Origin of the sequence: Paenibacillus oleatilyticus (assembly GCF_018998565.1) — a bacterium.
In the GTDB taxonomy this organism is placed as follows: Bacteria; Bacillota; Bacilli; order Paenibacillales; family NBRC-103111; genus Paenibacillus_G; species Paenibacillus_G oleatilyticus.
In genome coordinates this window covers 230,750-251,274 of record NZ_JAHNZO010000005.1, presented here as the reverse complement: position 1 = coordinate 251,274, position 20,525 = coordinate 230,750, and the positions used below count along the sequence as shown (strand labels likewise).

Genomic DNA, 20,525 nt, shown 5'->3' with positions numbered 1-20,525 from the left:
GATGAGGGAATTCGTATCGCTTAAGGTGCTGGACCGGTTCAGGCCTCTGTTCGAGAGGCTGGGCGTCGATTACCCGTTGATGCGCAAAATTTTGCAGATCAAGCTGACGATGGACGGACGACGGATGCCTACCATTTTCAATCAGTCCGCCAAAAAGAACCGGCACGAGACGAACGATCAGAACAACTTTGTGAAGTCTCTCGGCTTGTATGCTTTGATGGGTCTGATTATGGTCCCCTTCGTCGTAATGGGCGACAACTATATGTTCCAGATGAGCTTTGTGTTCGGCCTGCTGATGTTCCTGGTCATGACTTCCTTGATTTCGGACTTTTCTACCGTTCTGCTCGATATCCGGGACCGGAACATTATCGCCTCGAAGCCGGTCAACCGGCGGACGATCGGCATGGCGAAGACGCTGCATATTTTGCTTTATTTGTTCTTTTTGACCGTAGCGCTCTGCGCTGCGCCGATGATTGCGGCCATGGTCAAGCATGGCGTGTTGTTTTTTCTCTTGTTTGTGATCGAAATCATATTGACGGACGTGCTGATTGTCGTTTTGACGGCCTTTTTGTATATGCTGATTCTGAAGTTTTTCGACGGGGAAAAGCTGAAGGACATGATCAATAACGTGCAAATCATCCTGTCCATCGCGATAACGGTCGGCTATCAATTCATCGGCAGGTCGTTCGACCTCATGCAGCTTCAGGTCGTATTCGAGCCAAAATGGTGGCAGGCGTTGATTCCTCCCCTGTGGTACGGGGCAACGTTCGAATGGCTGCTGCACGGTCAGGCGGCCCCGCATTTCATCGTCTTTACGCTGCTGGCGTTCGTTACGCCGATCGTTTCGATTTTGATCTACACGGGACTGGTGCCCTTCTTTGAGCGCAGCTTGCAGAAGCTGGCGAACAACAGCGCGAAAAGAGGCAGGGAGCACAGCTCATGGCTGGATGCGGTTTCCAGATTCGTTTGCTCCGGCCGGGAGGAGCGTACGTTTTTCCGGTTCGGCTCGCTGATGATGGGCAACGAAAGGGAATTCAAGCTCAAGGTCTATCCTTCGTTGGGCTTCTCGATCGTGTTTCCGTTTATTTTCTTTTTCAACGTGCTGCGGGCCCAGCCCTTCAGCGAGATCGCAGCGAGCAAGTGGTATCTGAACATTTATTTCTGCGCGCTGCTCATTCCGACCGTCGTCATGATGCTGCGTTATTCCGGCAAGCACAAGGGCGCCTGGCTGTACAAAACGATGCCGCTCTCAAGTCCGGCGCCTATTTTCCGGGGGACGATCAAAGCGTTCCTCGTCAGGCTGTTTATGCCCGTGTACCTGATCGAGAGTGTTATTTTTACTGCGCTGTTCGGGGCGCGCATCGTTCCGGATTTAATCGTCGTCGCTCTGAGCGTGCTGCTGTACACGGTCATTTGCTTCCGAGCTTTCCGCAAGGCGCTGCCGTTCTCGGAGTCCTTCGAGGCGGTAAAGCAGAATGACGGCCTCATTTTCTTGCCGCTTCTGCTGCTCCTCGCTCTCTTCGCCGGCGTGCATCTGGCCAGCACGTTCGTAACCGGCGGGCTCTACGCGTATATGGCGCTGCTGGTCGTGCTGAATACCGTGGTCTGGCGAAAAGGATTTTCCATTTCGTGGGATGACCTACGGGACAAGGGATAAGGGATGAGCACTAGCCGGCTTCAGGCATGAAAAGAACCTCCGTTTCCACGATATCGGTGGATTCGGAGGTTCTTTTGCTTCTGCTGTTGCTAGTGCTGCTGCGCAAACATTGGGGGGCCATGCATTTATCTGGAGCGCCGAAAAATTAGAGGAACTGCGATGCGCTATCGCAGCCAATCAGCCGTTTGCTCGGACCATAGAGGATGTGAGGTGTGCTAATCACGTCCCCCGAGGCAGCACGAACATTTTTCGACACGATTAGGTCACTTTTTGTTCCGCTACGCTTCGATGACGGGGCCAAAAGCGCCTCTTTACGCATCGTAGTTCCTCTATGCTCGAACAGAGGCTACCCAATGATGCGGACCTTCGCCGATTGCGCATTTGCTGCGGGGCCTGGTCGGAATTTGGATGGGCTCCCCCGCCAAGATTGGGCCATCGAGATTCGTTCGCGCGATTCTGCGAAGATTGGGCCATCGATCTTCCCTCGCATGATCCTGTCCAAAAGGTTAAACCGTCGAGCCTCCCCCAATCTGATTGCGCGAAGAATCGCCTGCCTTACCGCGGACTCACGCTCTCCCGCACGATCAGCTCGGTGTCCAGCATGAGCCGGTGGCTCACCTTCCGGCCTTCAAGCAGATCGATCAGCATCTGGGCGGCTTGGTATCCCATCTCATATTTGTTCTGGTTTACGGTCGTGAGCGCCGGCGAGCAGTACGCCGTCACGTCGATATTGTCGAAGCCGACGACGGAAATTTGCCCCGGCACTTGAAGCCCCAACCCGCGGACGGCCTGCAAAGCTCCGAGCGCCATCAGATCGCTGATGCAGAACAGCGCCGTGATGTCCGGCTGCTGCGCCAGCAGCCTGTACACCGCTTCTTTGGCCCCCGCTTCGGAAAAGGAGCCGTCCATGACGAGCGACTCGTCGAACGGGATGCCGAAGCGTTCCAGCGCCTGCTTGTACCCTGTCAGCCGCTGCACGCTGACGTCCGCCTGGGAATGTCCGTTGATGACGCCGATTTTGCGGTGGCCCGCTTCCAGCAAATAGCTGACGGCACGGTTCGCACCGCCGACGTTATCGGAGGTCACATACCCGACGTTCGGCCCCTCCAGCGGAATGTCGATGAGCACGCAAGGAATTTGAGACGAAACGACTTCCTTCAAGTACTCGTCGTCCAGGCGGATGCCCATAATAATGACGCCGTCCACACCGCGCTCCTGACACAGCGTTTTGTACGATTTGATTTTTTGCTTTTGCGGCGTCGTGCTGAACAGCACGAGATCGTAATCGAGCTCTCCCGCCCGGTCGTTCATGCCGCATAAAATTTCAAAGGCGATATTGTCCTTCGAGCTGGCCCGCGTCACGTTGGACAGCAGCAGACCGAGCGTTTTCGTTTTCTTCGAGATCAGCGAGCGGGCGGCCATATTCGGGCTGTACCCGAGCCCTTGCGCAATATCCTTGATCTTCTGGCGCGTAACCGCATTGACGTCGTCATACCCGTTCAGCGCCCGCGATACGGTTGTGACGGACACGCCGGCCGCCTTGGCGATATCTTTAATCGTAACCATGTTCTCTCCTCCGATACGTTTTGAATCTATATTTTTTATGTTGTTGGCAGCCGTAAAAAAATGTTTGCTAAAAAAAGCAGTTGTAAATGCTTTCAGCTTGCAATATAATCAAGTATATCGTATCCAAAACGTTTTGGAAAGAGAATTTTCCTTTCTTTTGCAAAGAAGAAATATTTTTTTATCGGTTTTCCGAAACGTTTCGGATGACTCTCATACTGTGAGGTGACCGCATTGGATTATCGAATCATCAAAGAAAACGATCTCTTCCTCTACTCCGACAAGGACGGCGATATTCCGCAAGGTCATCCGTCCGGCTTCGGGCTGTACACCAAGGATACCCGCTTTCTGAGCCGGCTGGAAATTGCCATCAACGGCCAAAAGCCGGTGCTGCTGTCCTCTGCGGCGGATGCAAACTACATATCCGTCATCCGGCTGACGAATCCGCATATGGAGCAGGACGGCGAGCTGATTCTGTGGCGGGAATCCGTCGAGATCGAGCGCACGCGGTTTATTTACGAAGGCGGCCTTTATGAAACCTTCCGCCTCACCAGCTATTATCCGAAGCCGATCGAGTTCGACTTCTCGGTGCTGGCCGACGCCGATTTTGCGGATATGTTCACGGTACGCGGCTTCCAGCACGGCGAGACGGGCCACAAGACGGGAACGCAGAGGCAGAACGGCGGGCTGACCATCGGCTACGCCGGCGCGGACCATGTCGCCCGGGAAACCCGCATCGCTTGGCAGCCGCAGGAAAGCTCAGTCGACGAGACGACGAATACCGTCGGCTTCCGGGTTCGTCTCGATCACCGCGAGAGCCGGGAAATTACGTTCTTCGTCGCGCCGTTCGTGAACGGAGAAGGCCCCCGGTTTTACGACCCGCAGGTGGCGATGGCGAAGCTCGAAGCGAGCTATGGCGACTGGAACGCAGGATCGACAGCCGTCCGCAGCGACAATGCCGCGTTCGACAAGCTGTTCCACCGTGGGGTGCAAGACCTGCGCGTGCTGCTGACCGATGTCGGCTACGGATCGTTCCCGGTGGCCGGGCTTCCGTGGTATTCGGTCCCGTTCGGCCGCGACAGCCTGATCGCCGCGCTGCAGATGCTTTCGCTGAACCCGCAGGCAGCCAAAGGCACCCTGCTCACGATGGCCGCCTACCAAGGTCAGAAGGAAGATCCTTGGCAGGACGAGACGCCGGGCAAAATCATGCACGAAATCCGATACGGCGAGCTGGCTGGCGCCGGGATGGTGCCATTCGCCCCGTATTACGGAACGATTGACGCGACGCCGCTCTTCCTGATGCTGGCCGCGGAATATTACCACTGGACGAACGATCTGGCGCTGATCGAGCAGCTGATGCCGAACCTCGAAGCAGCGCTCGCCTGGATCGAGCGTTACGGCGACCGGGATGGCGACGGCTTCGTGGAATACTTCCAGGAGTCTTCCAAAGGCATTGCCAACCAAGGCTGGAAGGATTCGGCCGACTCCGTCGTTCACCGCAGCGGGGATTACGGCCAGGCGCCGATCGCGCTCGTCGAAGTGCAGGGATACGTGTACCAGGCGAAAACGCGCCTCGCTCCGATCTTCCGCACGCTCGGCCGCAGCGGCGACGCCGACCGTCTGGAACAGGAAGCGGCCGTGCTCCGGGAACGGTTCGAGCAGTCGTACTGGATGGAAGACGAGCAGTATTACGCCATTGCGCTGGATCGGGACAAACGGCAGGTGCAGTCTGTGACCTCGAACACCGGTCATATTCTGATGTCCGGCATCGCGTCGCCGGAGCGGGCCCGCGCCGTCGCGTCACGGCTCGTCGCGGAAGATATGTTCGGCGGCTACGGCATCCGCACGATGAGCACCGGCTCCTCCGGGTACAACCCGATGAGCTACCATAACGGCAGCGTGTGGCCGCACGACAACTCCCTCTGCCTGCTCGGACTGAGCCTCGGCGGCTTCGAGACCGAAGCGGTGAAGGTGATGCAGGGGCTGATGAAAGCGGCGGAAGGCTTCGAATATGCCAGACTGCCGGAGCTGTTCTGCGGCTACACGGATGAGCTTGGGCATCCCGTGCCTTATCCGGTCGCCTGCTCGCCGCAGGCATGGGCTGCCGGCACGCCGCTGACGTTCCTGCAGACGATGCTGGGCATCCGTCCGAATGCGCTGACCGCAACGGTCGAGCTGCGACCGCTGCTGCTCCCCGGCATGAACGAGCTGGAAGTGACGAACCTGCGCATCGGTCAAGGAACGCTGCATTTAAGGGTCAGCAGAACCGGAGACATCAACGCGCCGTATCAAGTGGACATATTGGAAAATCATACGGGGTATCAAGTTCTTATTCAACCATTTGAGGGGGATGTTGTGAAATGAAAAAGTCGCTATCCGTCATTCTCTCCGTAGGTCTGGCTTCCAGCATGGTGCTGGCGGGCTGCGCCAAAGAAGAAGCCAAGCCGGCTCCGGCCGGCGATGCGCCGAAAAGCGGCGAGCCTGTCACCGTAACGCTCGCCGGCTGGGGATCGTCGCCGGAGGAGCAGGATTTGCTTAAGCAGACGATTCAAGAGTTCGAAAGCAAGCATCCGAACGTTAAAGTCAAATACGAAGTGATCGCCGACCAGTACATGGACGTCATCAAGACGCGGCTTATCGGCGGCGAAGGCCCCGACGTGTTTTATCTGGATGCGTTCGAAGCTCCGGCAATGATCGAGAAAGGCGTCATCGAGCCGCTCGACAGCTACGTGAAGCCTGAATTCGACGTGGCCGACTTCGAAGAGCCGCTGCTGAACGCGTTCAAGGTCGGCGGCAAAACGTACGGCTTCCCGAAAGACTCCTCCACGCTGGCTATGTTCTATAACAAAAAGCATTTCGAAGAGGCGGGCATTACCAAGCCGCCGACCACGTGGGAAGAGCTGCAGGACGCCGCGAAAAAGCTGACCAAAACCGAAGGCGGCAAAACCGTCCGCTTCGGCTTCGGCGTCGCTCCCGAGCTGGCGCGGCAAATGTACATGGCGCAGGCGTTCGGCGGCAAAGTGTCCGACGACAAAGGCAACGCCGCCTTCGCTTCCCCGGAAGCGCTCAAAGGGCTGCAACTCGTCGTCGACCTGCACAACAAGGACAAATCGTCCGGCGAGCCGAAGGAAGTCGGCGCAGGCTGGGGCGGCGAGATGTTCGGCCAAGGCAAAGCGTCCATCGTCTTCGAAGGCAACTGGGCGATTCCGTTCCTGAACAACAACTATAAAGATCTTCAATACGCTACGGCCGAGCTGCCGACAGTGAACGGCAAGAAAGGCACGATGGCCTTCACGGTCGCCTACGTCATGAACAAGGCGTCCAAGAAAAAAGAAGCTTCCTGGGAGCTGATTTCGTACCTGACCGGCAAGGAAGGCATGAAAACGTGGACCAGCAAAGGGTTCGCCCTGCCGACGCGCAAATCCGTCGCGAAGGAGCTCGGCTACGACAAGGACCCGCTGCGCGGCGCCCTGGTTGCAGGCTCGGCTTATGCGACGCCATGGCAGGCAGGACCGACGCTGCCGACGGTCATGAACAATTTCAACAACCAGTTCCTCGACGCGTTCCTGGGCAAATCCTCGTTGGAAGACGCGATGAAAAAAGCGCAGGAAACCGCCAACAAAGAGATTGCCGCCGGCAAGTAACGAAACTGAACCGGGAGGGGGCCGCCCCTCCCTTCATCCACTTAAAAAGCGGGGGACGTCATCCTGTTCAGTCTGACACAGCTCCCCTGCCTCTTTTTGAAAGGGAGGTTTCCCTATGGCAAGCCGTTCGGTTTGGAAGCGGAAGCTGAGAAGCACGATAACCGGCTATTTGTTTTTGCTCCCTACCCTGCTGGTTATCGGCACGTTTTTGTTTTTACCCGTCTTTTATTCGCTGTTCCTGTCGTTTCATAAAGTGAATCTGCTGGGCGACGTCAGCTACAAGTTTGTCGGCTTCAGCAACTTCGAACGGATGGCGCAGGACGAACGGGCATGGATCGCGCTGAAAAACACCGCCTCCTTCGCCCTCTTCGTCGTGCCGCTGCAAACGGCGCTGGCACTCGGGCTCGCATCCATTTTGAACGCGAAGCTGAAATTCCGGAATTTTTTCCGCATCGTCTTCTTTATGCCGACCGTGACCTCATCCGCCGTACTGACGCTCATTTTCATGTGGATCTATAACTCCAACGGGCTGCTCAACCAGGCGCTGCAAGCGATCGGACTGCCCGGCTACAACTGGCTCGGCGATCCCGCAGTGGCGCTCAAGGGGATCATGCTGATGAACATCTGGTCGACGGCGCCGTTCTTCATGGTCGTCTTTCTCGCGGCGCTGCAGGACATCCCGGATGCGCTCTACGAGTCGGCGATGCTGGACGGCGCGGGCGCGTGGAAACGATTCACCGCCATCACGCTGCCGATGCTGAAGCCGGCGACCTTCTTCACCGTCGTCATGGGCATTATCGGAACGTTCCAGCTGTTCGACCAGTCGTACATTTTCTCGGCGGGGTCCGGGGGGCCGAACAACTCCACCCTGACCGTGGCGCTGCTGATTTACCAGTACGCATTCAAAAATTTGGACTTCGGTTACGCCTCCGCCCTCGCCGTCGTGCTGGCTCTGGTCATCATGATCGCGACGCTGCTGCAGCGGAAGCTGTTCGCCGAAGAGAAGCTGAACTGAGGAGGCCGAGACGATGGTTAAACAGCCGAAACCATGGGTCAAGTACGTCATCTACGCGATGCTGTTCCTGTATGCTGCGGTGACGATGGTACCGTTCCTGTGGGCGCTCTCCTCCTCGTTCAAGACGCTGGAAGAGATTGTCGCCGGAGGCATCAACTTTATTCCCAAGCATTTTACGCTGCAAAATTACTACGATATTTTCGTCCGCGAGCCGCTGTTCCTCCGCTGGATGTCCAACAGCGCCCTGATCGCGGTCGTGGCAACGGTCTGCAACATTTTGTTCAACTCGATGGCCGGGTATGCGCTTGCGCGCATTGACTTCATCGGCAACAAAGTGATGTTCCTCATCATCCTGGGCGTGCAGATGATTCCGGGCCAGCTCACGATCGTGCCCGCGTACTTGATCATGAAAGAGCTCGGATGGCTGAATTCGTACGCCGCGCTGACGGTGCCGATGATGGCGAACGCGACGTTCACGTTCATGATGCGCCAGTTCTTCATCAACTTCCCGAAGGAGCTGGAGGAAGCGTCGCAGCTCGACGGGCTGACCCGCTTCGGCATCTTCTTCCGCATCGCGCTGCCGCTGGCCGTTCCGGCGCTCGCCGCGCAGATGATCTTCGTGTTCATGGGCGCCTGGAACGAATTCCTGAAGCCGCTCATGTTCGTCTCCGACAAGTCGATGTTCACGCTGACGCTCGGCCTCAACACCTTCAAAGGCCAATACATCAGCTACTGGAACTATATCATGGCCGCGTCGATGGTGTTCACGCTGCCGGCGCTGCTCATCTACGCCTTTTTCAACCGTTTCTTCATCAAAGGCATTACGTTTACGGGCGGCAAGTAAGATCGCACAAAAACATAAGCCGACAATTGAGCGCTCTCCAGCGGGACGATTCATTTTCCCGGGGAGAGCGCTGTTTTTTTGTTCCCGCTAACCTATTCCCTCCAATCTTCTCATAACGGAAGAAAATACTTCCTGATCATTGATTTATATAACATTTCATTGATTAGGCAAGTAGCCGCGCGCATCGTATCCCTTTTAAGATAAAGACAGATCGACAATACACAGGAAAGGGTGGTCCTTTTGAAACAAACCGCGGCAGCGGTCCCTGAGGATCGTCCGGCGGCAAAGCCGGGGAAGACGAAGGTCGCGGCCTGGCTCAAGCAATGGGATTTGCAGCTTATGGTGCTGCCCGCGCTCGTCTTGATTTTGATTTTCAGCTATTTCCCGATGTACGGCGTGATCATCGCATTTCAGGATTACTCGGTGTTTAAAGGATTCGCAGCCAGCCCGTGGGCAGGCTTCAAGCATTTCGTCGATTTCTTCCAAGCGCCCGAGCTTGGGGTCGTGATGCGAAACACCATCGTCATCAGCTTCCTGAAGCTGGCCATCGGCTTTCCGGCACCGATCATTCTCGCGATTCTGCTGAACGAAGTGAAAAATATGTTCTTCAAGCGCGTCGTGCAAACGGTCAGCTACTTGCCGTATTTCCTGTCTTGGGTCATCGTCGCTAACTTTGTGATCTCTCTGCTTTCGACCGATAATGGAAGCGTAAACATTTTTCTCCAAAAAATCGGGGTCATCGACGAACCGATTCCTTACTTGTCGGTTACGGAATATTTCTGGACCATTCTCGTCACGACGAACGTATGGAAAGAGATTGGCTTTGCCTCCATCGTATACTTGGCTGCAATCGCTTCCATCGACCCTCATCTGTACGAATCCGCCGCCATCGACGGGGCGAGCCGTTTTCGCATGACTTATTTGATAACGTTTCCATGCATTTTGCCGGTCGTGATGATCTTCTCCATTCTGGCTATCGGCAACTTGCTGAACGCGGGCTTCGAGGACTTGCTGCTGCTGGGCGTCAACCCGGCGCTGCGCGACGTATCGGAGGTTCTGGACACGTACGTGTACCGGATGGGGATTACGTTAAACCGCTATTCGTTCGCGACGGCCGTCGGCTTGTTTAAGGCCATCGTCAGCGTCGGCCTGCTGACTCTTGCGAACTATCTCGCGAGACGAACCGGCAACAGCTTGTGGTAAGGAGGATGTATTGATGAAGCTGGCATTGGAAGACCGCGTCTTTAGCATCGTTATTCATATTGCGCTGCTCTTTCTGGCCTTCGTAACGTTTTATCCGTTCTGGAACTCCGCGGTCATCTCGTTCAACCTCGGTTCGGATACCAGTCTCGGCGGCATCACGTTCTGGCCCAGAGTTTTCACGCTGGAAAATTACCAAGTTGTGCTAAAGGACGTTAAAATATTGAAAGGCTTCGGCGTTTCCATCGCCCGTACGCTCGTCGGTACCTTTCTGACGATCGCGGCGACGTCCATCTTTGCGTACGGCATGTCCCGCAAGGAGCTGATCGGCCGGGGCTATTACATGACCTTCTGCATTATCACGCTTTATTTCGGCGGCGGTTTGATCCCGACCTACCTGCTGATTCGCGGTCTCGGGCTGTTCGATTCGTTCTGGGTATTCGTCATTCCGTCGATCATCAGCGTCTGGAGCATGATCATCTTCCGGACGTTTTTCCGCCAAATTCCGGCCGGCCTCGAAGATGCGGCGCGGATTGACGGCTGCGGCTACTGGGGCACGTTCCTGCGCGTCGTGCTGCCGTTGTCCGGCCCGGTCGTCGCCACGCTCTCGCTGTTCACGGCCATCGCCCACTGGAACGACTGGTTCGTCGCTTCCATCTATATCAACAATCAGGACTTACTGCCGGTACAGGCGCTGCTAAAGCAGACGCTCGATTCCAATATCGCTTCCGAGCTGACCCAGGACTCGGCGGCCCAAAGCTTCCTCGCCAAGCGGCAATCCTACACGACCAAGTCGCTGACGATGGCGACCATGATGGTCACGACGGTTCCGATCATTCTCGTCTATCCGTTCTTGCAGCGCTATTTCGTCAAGGGCGTGCTGGTCGGTTCCCTGAAAGAATAGTCCGGGCTTCAAAGCGCACCGCTTTAAGCATAGCTTGAAATGACAATGGGAAAGGGGCTATACAGACAATGAACAATTGGGTCAAAAAAGGAATGGGTCCGCTGGCAGCCGTCATGGCGCTGGGGACGATGATCTCCGGATGCTCCGGCGGAGGCAGCGCTCCCGCCGACAACAAAGCGGCGGCGCCAAACGGGACACAGACGCCGGCCGCCTCGTCATCGGAACCGTGGAAAATCGGCAGCGAGCCGGTCAGCTTCACGCTCTTCGGCAACTACGGCTGGTACACGATGCCTCCTTGGGGCAAAGACGTCTTCTCCAAGCACGTACAAGAGCAGTACAAAATCAACATTACCGCCATTAACGCCGGCGGCAACGCGGAAGCCAAGCTTAGCACGATGATCGTGAGCAAGGACTTGCCCGACGTCATCTGGGGCGACCGCGACAAGTTCGAGCGGCTGCGCGAGAACGGCGTCCTCGTGCCGCTTGACCCGTATCTGGACAAATACCCGAACCTGAAAAAATGGGCGGGCGACGAAATCCTGAACATGCTGCGCTCCAAAGACGGCAAGCTGTACATGTTCCCGAACTGGTACACGAACAAGCCGACAGGCAATGCCGGCTACGTTGTAAACAAGAAAATTTACGAAGAGCTCGGCAAACCGAAGCTGGAAACGACCGACGACCTGTACAACTATCTGAAGCTCGTCAAAGAGAAGTATCCGAACATTATCCCGTTCGAGCCGGGCCAGGCCAAAGAAGGCAAGGGCGTCGACCTGCTGTTCTCCGCCTTCGCCGAGAACAATCCGGCGAGCTACGCGGGAACGCTGCGCGCCGTGCCGAAGGACGGCAAGTTCACGTCGCTCTTCGCCGATCCGGTGTACAAGGAAGCGATGGTCTTCGTCAACAAGCTGCACCGCGAGAAGCTGATGACGCAGGACGCGCTGACGCAAACGGTCGATCAGGTGCGCGAAAAGCTCAACACCGGCCGAGTCGCCGTGTACGCGGATATTACCGCTACCGACTATGCTTCCAAAGCGGACGCCGAGCTTTCCAAGTCCGATCCGAATGCCGGCTACTTCATGATCTGGCCGATCCACAAGCCGGGGCTGGACAAAAACAAAATCATGGTGGCCCACTACGACCGCTTGGGCTGGAACGCCGCCGCGATCACGGCGACGGCCAAGGACCCCGAGAAAATTTTTGCGGTGCTGGACTGGATGACCAGCCCGGACGGCATGCGTCAAATCGTATGGGGTCCGGAAGGCATGTATTGGAAAGGTCTGGACAGCGAAGGCTTGCCGAACTTGACGGACAAATTTTTCAGCGAGCCTGCAGAGCGCACGAAGAACATGAACGCGACGAACGACCTGCAATTCGTCGGCAACTCGACGTACAACGACAAAATCAAAGTGAAGGCCGAGCTCTCCTTGCCGGAAGAGAAGCGTTCCTGGGAAACGAAATACCAGGACGCCATTACCTGGAAAACGCATATGGACTTGACGGCGATGCGCGGGATCGAGCCGCCGCAGGATAGCCCGGAAGGGATCATTCGTGAGCGCTGGATCGAACTGTACAAGAAAGTCCGCGCCCAAGCGATTCTCGCCAAAAGCGAGCAAGAAGTGATCGAGATTATCGACAAGGGCGAGAAAGACGCGCAAACGCTCGGCATCGAGAAGCTTAACGACTATTTGACAAAACGCTGGAAGGAAAACGAAGAGAAAATGAAGAAGAAATAGTTCATGCGGACAAGGCAGGGTGCGCTATCGGCGCACCTGCTTTTCCATTTCGTTCGAAGATCCGAGGCAGAGGAGGACCGACATGTACAAAGTGCTGATCGCAGACGATGAGACGCTGGATCTGGAAGGAATGAAGACGTTTATTCCCTGGGAATCGCTCGGGATGGAGATTGTGGGTGCCGTAACGAACGGGTTCTCCGCTTGCGAGCTGATCGAGACCCAGAAGATCGATGTGCTGGTCACCGACGTCAATATGCCCAACATGTCCGGACTTGAGCTGGCGAAACGCGTGAAGGAACGATGCCACGACGTGCGGATCGTTTTTGTCAGCGGTTACAGAGATTTTCAATATGTGAAGGAAGCCCTGACCTTGCAAGCTTACAGCTACGTGCTGAAGCCGATGAACGAGGACGAGCTCATTCAATCGCTTGAGCGCATTCGGCGCGATCTGGACGACGCCCGCAAGCGCGAAGAAGCGGAGCATGAGGTCCGGCAGATGCTTTCGGGCGGCGCCAAGCCCGCCCCATCCCCGGCTATGGCCGCGGACGGGATGGGCAAGAACGGGAAGCTGATTCAAGAAATTATCGGCATGATGCGCAGCGGACTGGATCGGCCGCTTACGCTGAAGGAAGTGGCCGATCAATTCTCGTTTTCGCCGAATTATCTCGGGCAAATGTTCAAGGAAGCGACGGGCCAGACGTTCCACGAATACCTGGTCGCGCTGCGCATGGAAAAAGCCGGGGAGCTGCTGCGCGATCCGAAGCTGCGCATTTACGAGGTGGCTTATCGGGTCGGCTACCGCTATATGCCTTATTTCAGCAAGCAATTCAAAGAAACGTACCGGATGACTCCGCTGGAATTCCGCAATGGCCAATAGTCGAATCCGCTCGACCCTCCGCCAATCGCGGCGAAACAACGCAGCCGCTTCCGAAGCGGAACCGCGGTATATGCCCTTCGGGTACAAGCTGATGCTGTCCTATATGCTGCTTACCTTGGTTCACGTGATCTTGTTCGGTTATTTGGCCAATTGGATCTTCGTGGATTCGGTCCGCAAGCAGACGAGCGAGAACGTTCAGGCGGCGCTGCGCCAAATGAAGGACAATATCGAATACCGGATGAAGGATACGGTTCGCCTGTCGGATATGATCTACTACGACGAGACGGTCGCTTCCCGACTGAGAAGATTGAATGAAGGCTACTACGGCTACGAATCGGTCACGCAATATTTGGAGCCCAAGTTCGATAGCGTCATCAAGGCGACGAACCACCGCATCTGGCTCGTCGTTTATTTGCGCAACGAAACGCTGCCTGAAATCTACTCGTTTTATAACGACTCGGACCCGCTGACCTATGCCGGCAAAAGCTACAACTTGCTGTACCTGAAGCGGATCGCCGACAATTCGTGGTATAAGGATTTTCCTCCCGAGCGTTACGGAGTGACTATGCAGTGGCAGCAGATCGACCGGGACGCCGAGTTCGGCAATATTTCGCTCCTGCGGCGGCTTGTGGATACGGCTTCTTTCGGCCGCCAGTTGGATTTCGGCTTCATGCGGCTAACCGTCAAGCTTACGGAGATGTTCGAGACCGTCTCTCCGGACTTCGGGGAAGGCACGTCGGTTCGGATCGAGGATGGGAAAGGACAGATTTTATTCGAGCGGGGCGCCTGGACGACCGGCCGGATCGCCCAGGTCGGGGAAAGCAATTACTTGACGATTACCGAGCCGTTCCAGGACTTGGACTGGAAGTTGGTAGCCAGCATCCCGAAGGAATGGGTCGAGAAGGATGCGAAGAAAGTGAAGGTGCTGACCGCCGTCATCGGCTCGGCCAGCTTCCTGCTCTTTCTCGGTGTAGGCGGCTTCCTGTCCCGCTACTTCTCCAAGCGCGTGTCGCGCATTGTGAGGGTGCTTGATTCGTTCCGTCACGGCAGCTTTCATAAGCGGATACGCTTTAAGGGAAAAGACGAGTTCTCGACGATCTCGCAATCCATCAACGCGATGGCGGAGCATATCGACGGGCTGATTCAACAGGTGTACGTTGCCGGCATCAAGAAGAAAGAAGCCGAGCTGGAATCGCTGCAAGCCCAGATCAATCCTCATTTTCTATACAATACGCTGTCCTCGATCAGCTTGCTGGCCAAGTTCGGGCAAGTGGAGCAGCTGCACCGGATGGTCAGCAATCTGGCGCTGTTTTACCGGCTTTCATTGAACGAAGGGCGCACCATTATTCCGGTGGCGAACGAGCTGGAGCAAGCCAAAGCGTATCTCGATATTCAAAAGGTGAAGTATACCGACCGTCTGGACGTTCTGTTCGAGATCGATCCGGAGCTGCTGCGCTACGAGATGGTCAAGCTGGTGCTGCAGCCGTTTCTGGAAAATGTGCTGAAGCATGCCTGGACGGGCGACCGGGTGCATATCCGGGTTGCCGGCCGCCGGATCGGCGACGATATCGAGTTCCGGATCATCGATGACGGTGTCGGGATGACGCCGGACACGTTGCGGCGCATCTCGCAGTTCGACGACGGCGAGGAAGCCGGGTACGGCATCCGCAACGTTCACCAACGGATCGAGCTGCATTACGGCAAGCCATATGGCGTAAGCATCTACAGCAAGCTGGGCATGGGGACGTCGGTGACGATCCGGCTGCCGTGCGTGCCGCGGACGGCGCCCTACGTATCCAGCCGGGCGGAGCTGGATGCCGGACGACGTTCGGAGTAGGCGTAAGGGTGTTGAAACGAGCTTCCCGTATGGGGAAGCTTATTTCAATTGCTTGAGCAACTGGCTGACCCTGCCCTGCGATATGCCAATCAGGTTCCCCCATTCCGTTTGCGAAGCAGATGGGTACTGTTCCTTTACTTCGGCCAGGCGGAGCATCGTATCCTTATTCCGTTTTCGTTTCGCTCCGGTTACCGATTCGTTCTCCCCGTCCAGCTCCTCTAAACAGGCGCTACAGATAAAACGCCCGCGAAAAAAGACAGGCTGTTCGGTGGAGGAACAAAAGACACATTCCTCCGTGCGGTATTTCCGGATCAGCACCTGATTTTTTTCGTCGTCAATAAAAAATTCAATGGCATCACCAAATTCTATATTCAACGTTCGTTGCAGTTCAATCGGCAGATTAATGCGTCCCAGATGATCCAAATGTCGGACAATGCCTGTTTTTTTCATTTTCCCGAACTCCCGTAACCTAGAATAAGGTTCGTCGTGCGAATCCTCGCATGCTTTCCATTACATATAACGATCTATCCCGGACAAATTTGACGAAAAAAATTGCAAAAACAAGAAACTTATTACATAAAATACTCGTTCAAACAAGTGTATACAAGAGAATGGTGTTGGAGGAATATACATGGAGCAATGGCTCACCTTCTTACGTAATCATTTCCATCACCTGGACAACTCATCTCAAGAATTGATCTATCATTCTTTTCGGGAACTGATCTATCACGACATATACTTTTTGTTCAGGGATCATGCCTTAGCCGAAGATGTTGTACAAGAATCATTCTTAAAAGTGATAGAAAAAGCGCCAAAGCTGGAAAACACGGTAAACATGAAGGCCTGGCTCAAAAAAGTGGCCCGGAATACCGCGTACGATTGTTTTAAAAAAAATAAAAAATATCGGCATGTATCCGACCTGCAGCTCGTTAAAGACAGTGAATACTTTTCTCCAACCGAAGTACGCACAGTGGCTGCTCAGGTGGAAGAAAAAATCCGTGACGAAATGCTTCACGAAGCCCTTAATCAATTGAATTTCAAATACAGGCATGTGCTGCTTTTGTTCTATATCGAAGAGAAATCATACCGTGAGATCGCCCAAGAATTACAGATATCGGAACAAGCTCTCGCTCAAATCCTGACAAGGGCGCGCAAGAAATTGTTTTATTATTTCTCAAGAAAATGGGTTGATCAAGATGAATCATTTTGACCATGATGATCACGAGCTGAAGGAATTGTTGAAACGTCACCATGCCCGTATCGAAATCCCCAATGGTGCGGCTTCCTGGCAGCAAGTACAGCACAGGCTTAAAAAGATCGGTCGCCGTAATTTATTCGTCCGACGCATCAAGCTAACGGCTGCGATTATGGCCTGCTCCCTGGTCGTCAACTTTTTGATGAATGACAATTTTCCTACATCCTACGCGAATATTGCCTCGCTGCTTAAAAAGGTTCAGGGCAATATCATTGAGATTTTTTATGAGGCGCCGCCGGCTCGGGAATCTACACACGCCAAAACCACTGCGCCTCCGGAAGAAAAGCTGCCCGCTTCGAATCGCCCTGGCAGCAGCTTCGCTCCCGAGAAAACGAGTTTGGAAGAAGCGAAAAGTAAATTGGCCTTCCCTCTGTTGACTCCATCCTATGTACCTGAACAATTCAGGTTAGATGCCGTATTCGTAACAAAGGAATCGGACGGAACGTACCATGATGCCTACTTGGAATACCTCGATGAACATGGAGAGCTGTTAAAGATTAGCCAACGAAAAATCGAAGGAAAAACGGGGGCAATCAAAACCGATATTCATAGCGATTCAGGCGAATTTATCGACGTTTTTGTGGGTGAGCATCCGGCGGTCTTATTCGTGGATCGTAATGGCAGCATAACGAGCTTGGAATGGCTGACGAAAGACCGCATGAAAATCTATATTTCCGGACCGATCGCCAAAGAGGACATTTTGAAGGTTGGAGCATCATTACAGTGAGTAGCAAACAAGGGGAGCATCCCGTGAGCTTGTTCTGAAAGTGGTGAATGAAGGTAATAGAGGTGTACGAGGGGGTGGGGTATCTACTTCCGGTCGCTCTTGTCCGCAGGAAATTTTAATTGAAGCCGCTTAGCAGCGGATATTTCCCGCAGACAAAGGCGAACGCTATCGCTCCTACAGTAGATTCCCCACCTCCGTATGTATTCTCTATTTCAATCAAAAACCTCTTTCTCAACACGCTGAAGTGGGAGCTTCCCCCTGTTCGCTTGTTTTTTACTCCGGAATGAGCAGGGTTGAGGAATAACGAATACCATCTTCCTTCGTACTACCGTAAGTAATCCAATGGAACGATTTCGCCCGATAGTAATAGCCGCTCGAAACGGACAAATTGTCGATGGTGGTATTCATGCGCGATGCCTTGCCCATCTCCGCTCTCTCCCCTGTGTATACGTCAATCCATTCACTTCCCGTCCAACGCTGTAAAACCAACTGGATCCCCACCGTATCCACTCTACGGGTGGCAATGCTTTCCCCCCATAGACTTGCCTTCCCATTCCCGTTGTAACTTATGTAGGCAGAACCGTTTTCGAGGTAATTATAATTGGGATCAAACGGGGTAAATGAAGTGACAACTTCCGGCGGTGGCGGCGTTCGAGCTGCCATAGCTTGTCCAGGAATTGCCAGAGCAATCGCAAGCACGGCCATGATTACAGTTTTTGCAGCGAATCGTCTCAACACGGATTCCCCCTTCATATTCGACTCATTATCCTTAACGCCTTATCTGTTAAAAATCTAACGTTTTATTTTCATCGCCCCCTCCCAAGCAGCCCGAACGCATGACAAACGTCAAAAAGCCCGCTCCCGGCCGAACCGGGGGCGAGCTTGTGTATAGCTTTGTCTTGGCAATTTACCAAGTTAAGGTTTTGCGACGATCGGCGCTTCCCACTTCACATCGCGGTGCTGCTTTTGCACGGCCTTATACGTGACCGTCAACTCCTTCGGCTCCTTCTCCAACTGCGGGATCACCAGCACGCCCTGCTGGCTGACCGTGCCGTCTGCGTTGCGGGTTGACGTTCTTTCCAGCCGTGCCTCGTACTCCTTGCCGGTCTCGTCCTTCACCTGCCATAGACTCAGCCCGACGACGTCCTTGGCCAGCTCCGCTTGAACCTCGATTATGCCCCCTGTACCGCTAACGTTCTGATTCCCGACTTTTGCTTCCGCAGGGTCCGTCTTCATGACAAAGTTGCTGAAGGTGAGCCGGTTTCCTTGGTCCTCTGCCTTAATCGGCTTTTGCCTTAACTGGGCGGGCGTTAGCTTCGCACTGAAATCGGACAGCTCATTGGTGTAAATGGAGTGCAGCCTGAACGTGAGCTTCCGGTCACTACTCATCGGCACAAACGTATGCCACAATTGCATGACCCCGTCCTTTCCCATGCCTGAAACCCCGTTCACAATCGTGTTTTTCTCGATGCTCAAGTCTTTATCAAGCATCAAGCCGTCGTCTTGCGCCGCTACGACCTTCCCTTGTTCGTCGACAAGCTCGTAAGCCACTTTGTATTCCTGAGTGGCACGGCCGAGCTGGAAAGCCTGGAACCCTTCTGGGCCCGGGATCATCTCTTCTGACAGACCGTTCTGCTTCATGATCTGCTTCTGCCGCTCGCGTACCTCGGGAGTGAGCTGGGTCTCCAGCGACAGCAGCGTGGCGCTAGGCGCGAAATCGACCTTCTTGAAGTCGATCTTCAGCCCTTGCGGCGACGTATACTGCTGGTTGACCGCTACCGATTTCGTCGCCCGCTTCGCTTCGGCCATATCGATCGGAACCGTCAGCTTCCAGCTTCCTTCTTTGCCGTCGAGCTTCGCCCAATGCACCTCGGCGGTCAGTTCGTCGGGCAGCTCTCTTCCGGTGGCGGTCAGCTCGGTCAATTCCTGGCGAATCATGATATACTCGCCTTCTTTCCGCATCGTCCATCCCCCTTCCTCGGGCTTGAAGAGAGGCTTTCCATTCTTGTCCTTAAGGACGAATTCTTGCAATCTGTTTTTCCGTTCTCCCGGCTTTAACAAATCGAAATCAATTTTGTTGCCGTTCTGGTCTATCGCTTCGCACATGACCGCAATACGCAGCGTATCTGCCAATACCTCTTTGATCCTAAGCGTGACGCCCTGATCCGTGACGTTGAGATCCAATTGCTTTGCGAAGCCTTGCTTGACAGCCTCCTTGATCCCTTGATCCACGTCTTTGCTGCTGCTGAAAATGCTTTTCACATAATCCGCGAACGTCGGCGATACGAAGGTGCCTAGCGATATGGCTACGGCCAATCCGGCCACAACAATGGTTACTTTTTTCAAAATGTCCACACTCCTCTTTTTCCAATCAATACGTTTGGGTGCGGAGTCCGGCGCTTCGGCCGCTTGCGGCAACTCGCCCGGCACGTAAGGGTCCAAGCGGTCCAATATGGCCTGGGTAAATCCATCGTCAGGCTGCACTTCTTCGAGCGCCGGATCAAAGTCGTCCAGCGAAACCAGCAGCCGTTCCATTTCGTTCCGGCAATCGGCGCAGCTCTCCAAATGACGTTCCCACTGCCTGGCTTCAAACGGAGAAAGGTCTTGGTTCAGTTCCGCGGCCAGCCGATTAGCTCTGACGCACTTCATAGATGAACTCCCCCTCTACTCCGGAATTGGACATGCTCTCCCGCAGCTTCTGCCTGACGCGGTACAGACGCATCTGCACCGTGCTTATGGGAACCGAAAGCCGTTCCGCGATTTCCTGATAGCTTAAATGTTGCATATATCTCATCACAAACACCGTGCGCTGGCTCTGATCGAGCTCCATAATCCGCTGCTCCAACGCCTGTCTCCGTTCCTTTTCCAGATAGGCGGTTTCCGGAGTTTCTCCCTGCATGAACTCGGCGTCGAAGCCGGTGATGTCGGGTCTGCGCTTGCGCTTGCGGAGCTCGTCAATACAGCGGTTGGCTGCGATCCGGTACAGCCACGCGGAAAAACTGTGCCCCGGCGTATACTCGTTCAAATGATTATACGCCTTAATGAACACCTCTTGGGCAATGTCCTGCGTATCCGGCGAATGACCCAGCATGCGCCGGAGCAGGGCAAATACCCTTCCCTTGTATTTATCGATAATTTGAGCGAACGCCTGTTTGTCTCCATTCAGAATCCGCTCAACGATTTCGATGTCATTGTCCATCCTGGCCCTCCCTGTCCCAAAAGGTTCGCTGCGCAGCATCTGCCTTTTGCGGCAGTTACACTATGTA

At 54.7% G+C, this 20,525-nt stretch carries 17 protein-coding genes; 12 read left to right on the top strand and 5 right to left on the bottom strand.

What is annotated here, in order from left to right; genetic code table 11:
* The first annotated feature begins 1 nt into the window (after position 1).
* Positions 2–1,657, top strand: a complete 1,656-nt coding sequence (locus KQX66_RS08920; protein ID WP_216792110.1) for a hypothetical protein — start codon at positions 2–4, stop codon at positions 1,655–1,657.
* A gap of 555 nt (positions 1,658–2,212) precedes the next feature.
* On the opposite strand, the gene KQX66_RS08915 is transcribed toward KQX66_RS08920, so the two are convergent.
* Positions 2,213–3,223 (bottom strand): LacI family DNA-binding transcriptional regulator, encoded by a 1,011-nt coding sequence (locus tag KQX66_RS08915; protein ID WP_216792109.1) that lies wholly within the window; start codon positions 3,221–3,223, stop codon positions 2,213–2,215.
* 231 nt (positions 3,224–3,454) lie between these two features.
* Between KQX66_RS08915 and KQX66_RS08910 the strand changes: the two genes are divergently transcribed.
* From KQX66_RS08910 to KQX66_RS08870, 9 genes are all read left to right on the top strand, one after another.
* Complete coding sequence (locus KQX66_RS08910; protein ID WP_216792108.1) at positions 3,455–5,584, top strand: amylo-alpha-1,6-glucosidase; 2,130 nt, start codon at positions 3,455–3,457, stop codon at positions 5,582–5,584.
* The gene (locus KQX66_RS08905) at positions 5,581–6,864 is read left to right on the top strand and encodes an ABC transporter substrate-binding protein (RefSeq protein WP_216792107.1); all 1,284 of its coding nucleotides are present in this window, start codon (positions 5,581–5,583) and stop codon (positions 6,862–6,864) included. The genes KQX66_RS08910 and KQX66_RS08905 overlap by 4 nt, the downstream gene beginning before the upstream one ends.
* A 115-nt stretch (positions 6,865–6,979) precedes the next feature.
* Positions 6,980–7,879, top strand: coding sequence for a carbohydrate ABC transporter permease (locus KQX66_RS08900; RefSeq protein WP_216792106.1), 900 nt, complete (start codon positions 6,980–6,982; stop codon positions 7,877–7,879).
* 13 nt (positions 7,880–7,892) lie between these two features.
* The gene (locus tag KQX66_RS08895) at positions 7,893–8,723 is read left to right on the top strand and encodes a carbohydrate ABC transporter permease (RefSeq protein WP_216792105.1); all 831 of its coding nucleotides are present in this window, start codon (positions 7,893–7,895) and stop codon (positions 8,721–8,723) included.
* Between the two features lie 339 nt (positions 8,724–9,062).
* Positions 9,063–9,926, top strand: coding sequence for an ABC transporter permease (locus KQX66_RS08890; RefSeq protein WP_253957039.1), 864 nt, complete (start codon positions 9,063–9,065; stop codon positions 9,924–9,926).
* A gap of 13 nt (positions 9,927–9,939) precedes the next feature.
* A complete protein-coding gene (locus KQX66_RS08885) occupies positions 9,940–10,827 on the top strand; it encodes a carbohydrate ABC transporter permease (RefSeq protein WP_373953055.1) in 888 nt (295 codons plus the stop codon).
* Between the two features lie 68 nt (positions 10,828–10,895).
* Positions 10,896–12,563: an extracellular solute-binding protein gene (locus tag KQX66_RS08880; RefSeq protein ID WP_216792102.1), complete on the top strand. Its 1,668-nt coding sequence runs from the start codon at positions 10,896–10,898 to the stop codon at positions 12,561–12,563.
* Between the two features lie 82 nt (positions 12,564–12,645).
* Positions 12,646–13,440, top strand: coding sequence for a response regulator transcription factor (locus KQX66_RS08875; protein WP_216792101.1), 795 nt, complete (start codon positions 12,646–12,648; stop codon positions 13,438–13,440).
* Positions 13,430–15,277: a sensor histidine kinase gene (locus tag KQX66_RS08870; protein WP_216792100.1), complete on the top strand. Its 1,848-nt coding sequence runs from the start codon at positions 13,430–13,432 to the stop codon at positions 15,275–15,277. Before KQX66_RS08875 ends, KQX66_RS08870 begins: the two co-directional genes overlap by 11 nt.
* A 39-nt stretch (positions 15,278–15,316) precedes the next feature.
* On the opposite strand, the gene KQX66_RS08865 is transcribed toward KQX66_RS08870, so the two are convergent.
* Positions 15,317–15,727, bottom strand: coding sequence for an AbrB/MazE/SpoVT family DNA-binding domain-containing protein (locus KQX66_RS08865; protein ID WP_216792099.1), 411 nt, complete (start codon positions 15,725–15,727; stop codon positions 15,317–15,319).
* Positions 15,728–15,908: 181 nt separating this feature from the next.
* Between KQX66_RS08865 and KQX66_RS08860 the strand changes: the two genes are divergently transcribed.
* Positions 15,909–16,487, top strand: coding sequence for an RNA polymerase sigma factor (locus KQX66_RS08860; RefSeq protein ID WP_216792098.1), 579 nt, complete (start codon positions 15,909–15,911; stop codon positions 16,485–16,487).
* Positions 16,474–17,259, top strand: a complete 786-nt coding sequence (locus KQX66_RS08855; protein WP_216792097.1) for a DUF4367 domain-containing protein — start codon at positions 16,474–16,476, stop codon at positions 17,257–17,259. The genes KQX66_RS08860 and KQX66_RS08855 overlap by 14 nt, the downstream gene beginning before the upstream one ends.
* A gap of 273 nt (positions 17,260–17,532) precedes the next feature.
* Here KQX66_RS08855 and KQX66_RS08850 read toward each other — a convergent pair whose 3' ends face one another.
* From KQX66_RS08850 to KQX66_RS08840, 3 genes are all read right to left on the bottom strand, one after another.
* Entirely contained in the window at positions 17,533–17,994 is a 462-nt protein-coding gene (locus tag KQX66_RS08850) for a hypothetical protein (protein WP_216792096.1), read from the bottom strand.
* 180 nt (positions 17,995–18,174) lie between these two features.
* Positions 18,175–19,908: a DUF4179 domain-containing protein gene (locus tag KQX66_RS08845; RefSeq protein ID WP_216792095.1), complete on the bottom strand. Its 1,734-nt coding sequence runs from the start codon at positions 19,906–19,908 to the stop codon at positions 18,175–18,177.
* A complete protein-coding gene (locus tag KQX66_RS08840) occupies positions 19,889–20,458 on the bottom strand; it encodes an RNA polymerase sigma factor (protein WP_216792094.1) in 570 nt (189 codons plus the stop codon). Before KQX66_RS08840 ends, KQX66_RS08845 begins: the two co-directional genes overlap by 20 nt.
* Positions 20,459–20,525 lie beyond the last annotated feature (67 nt).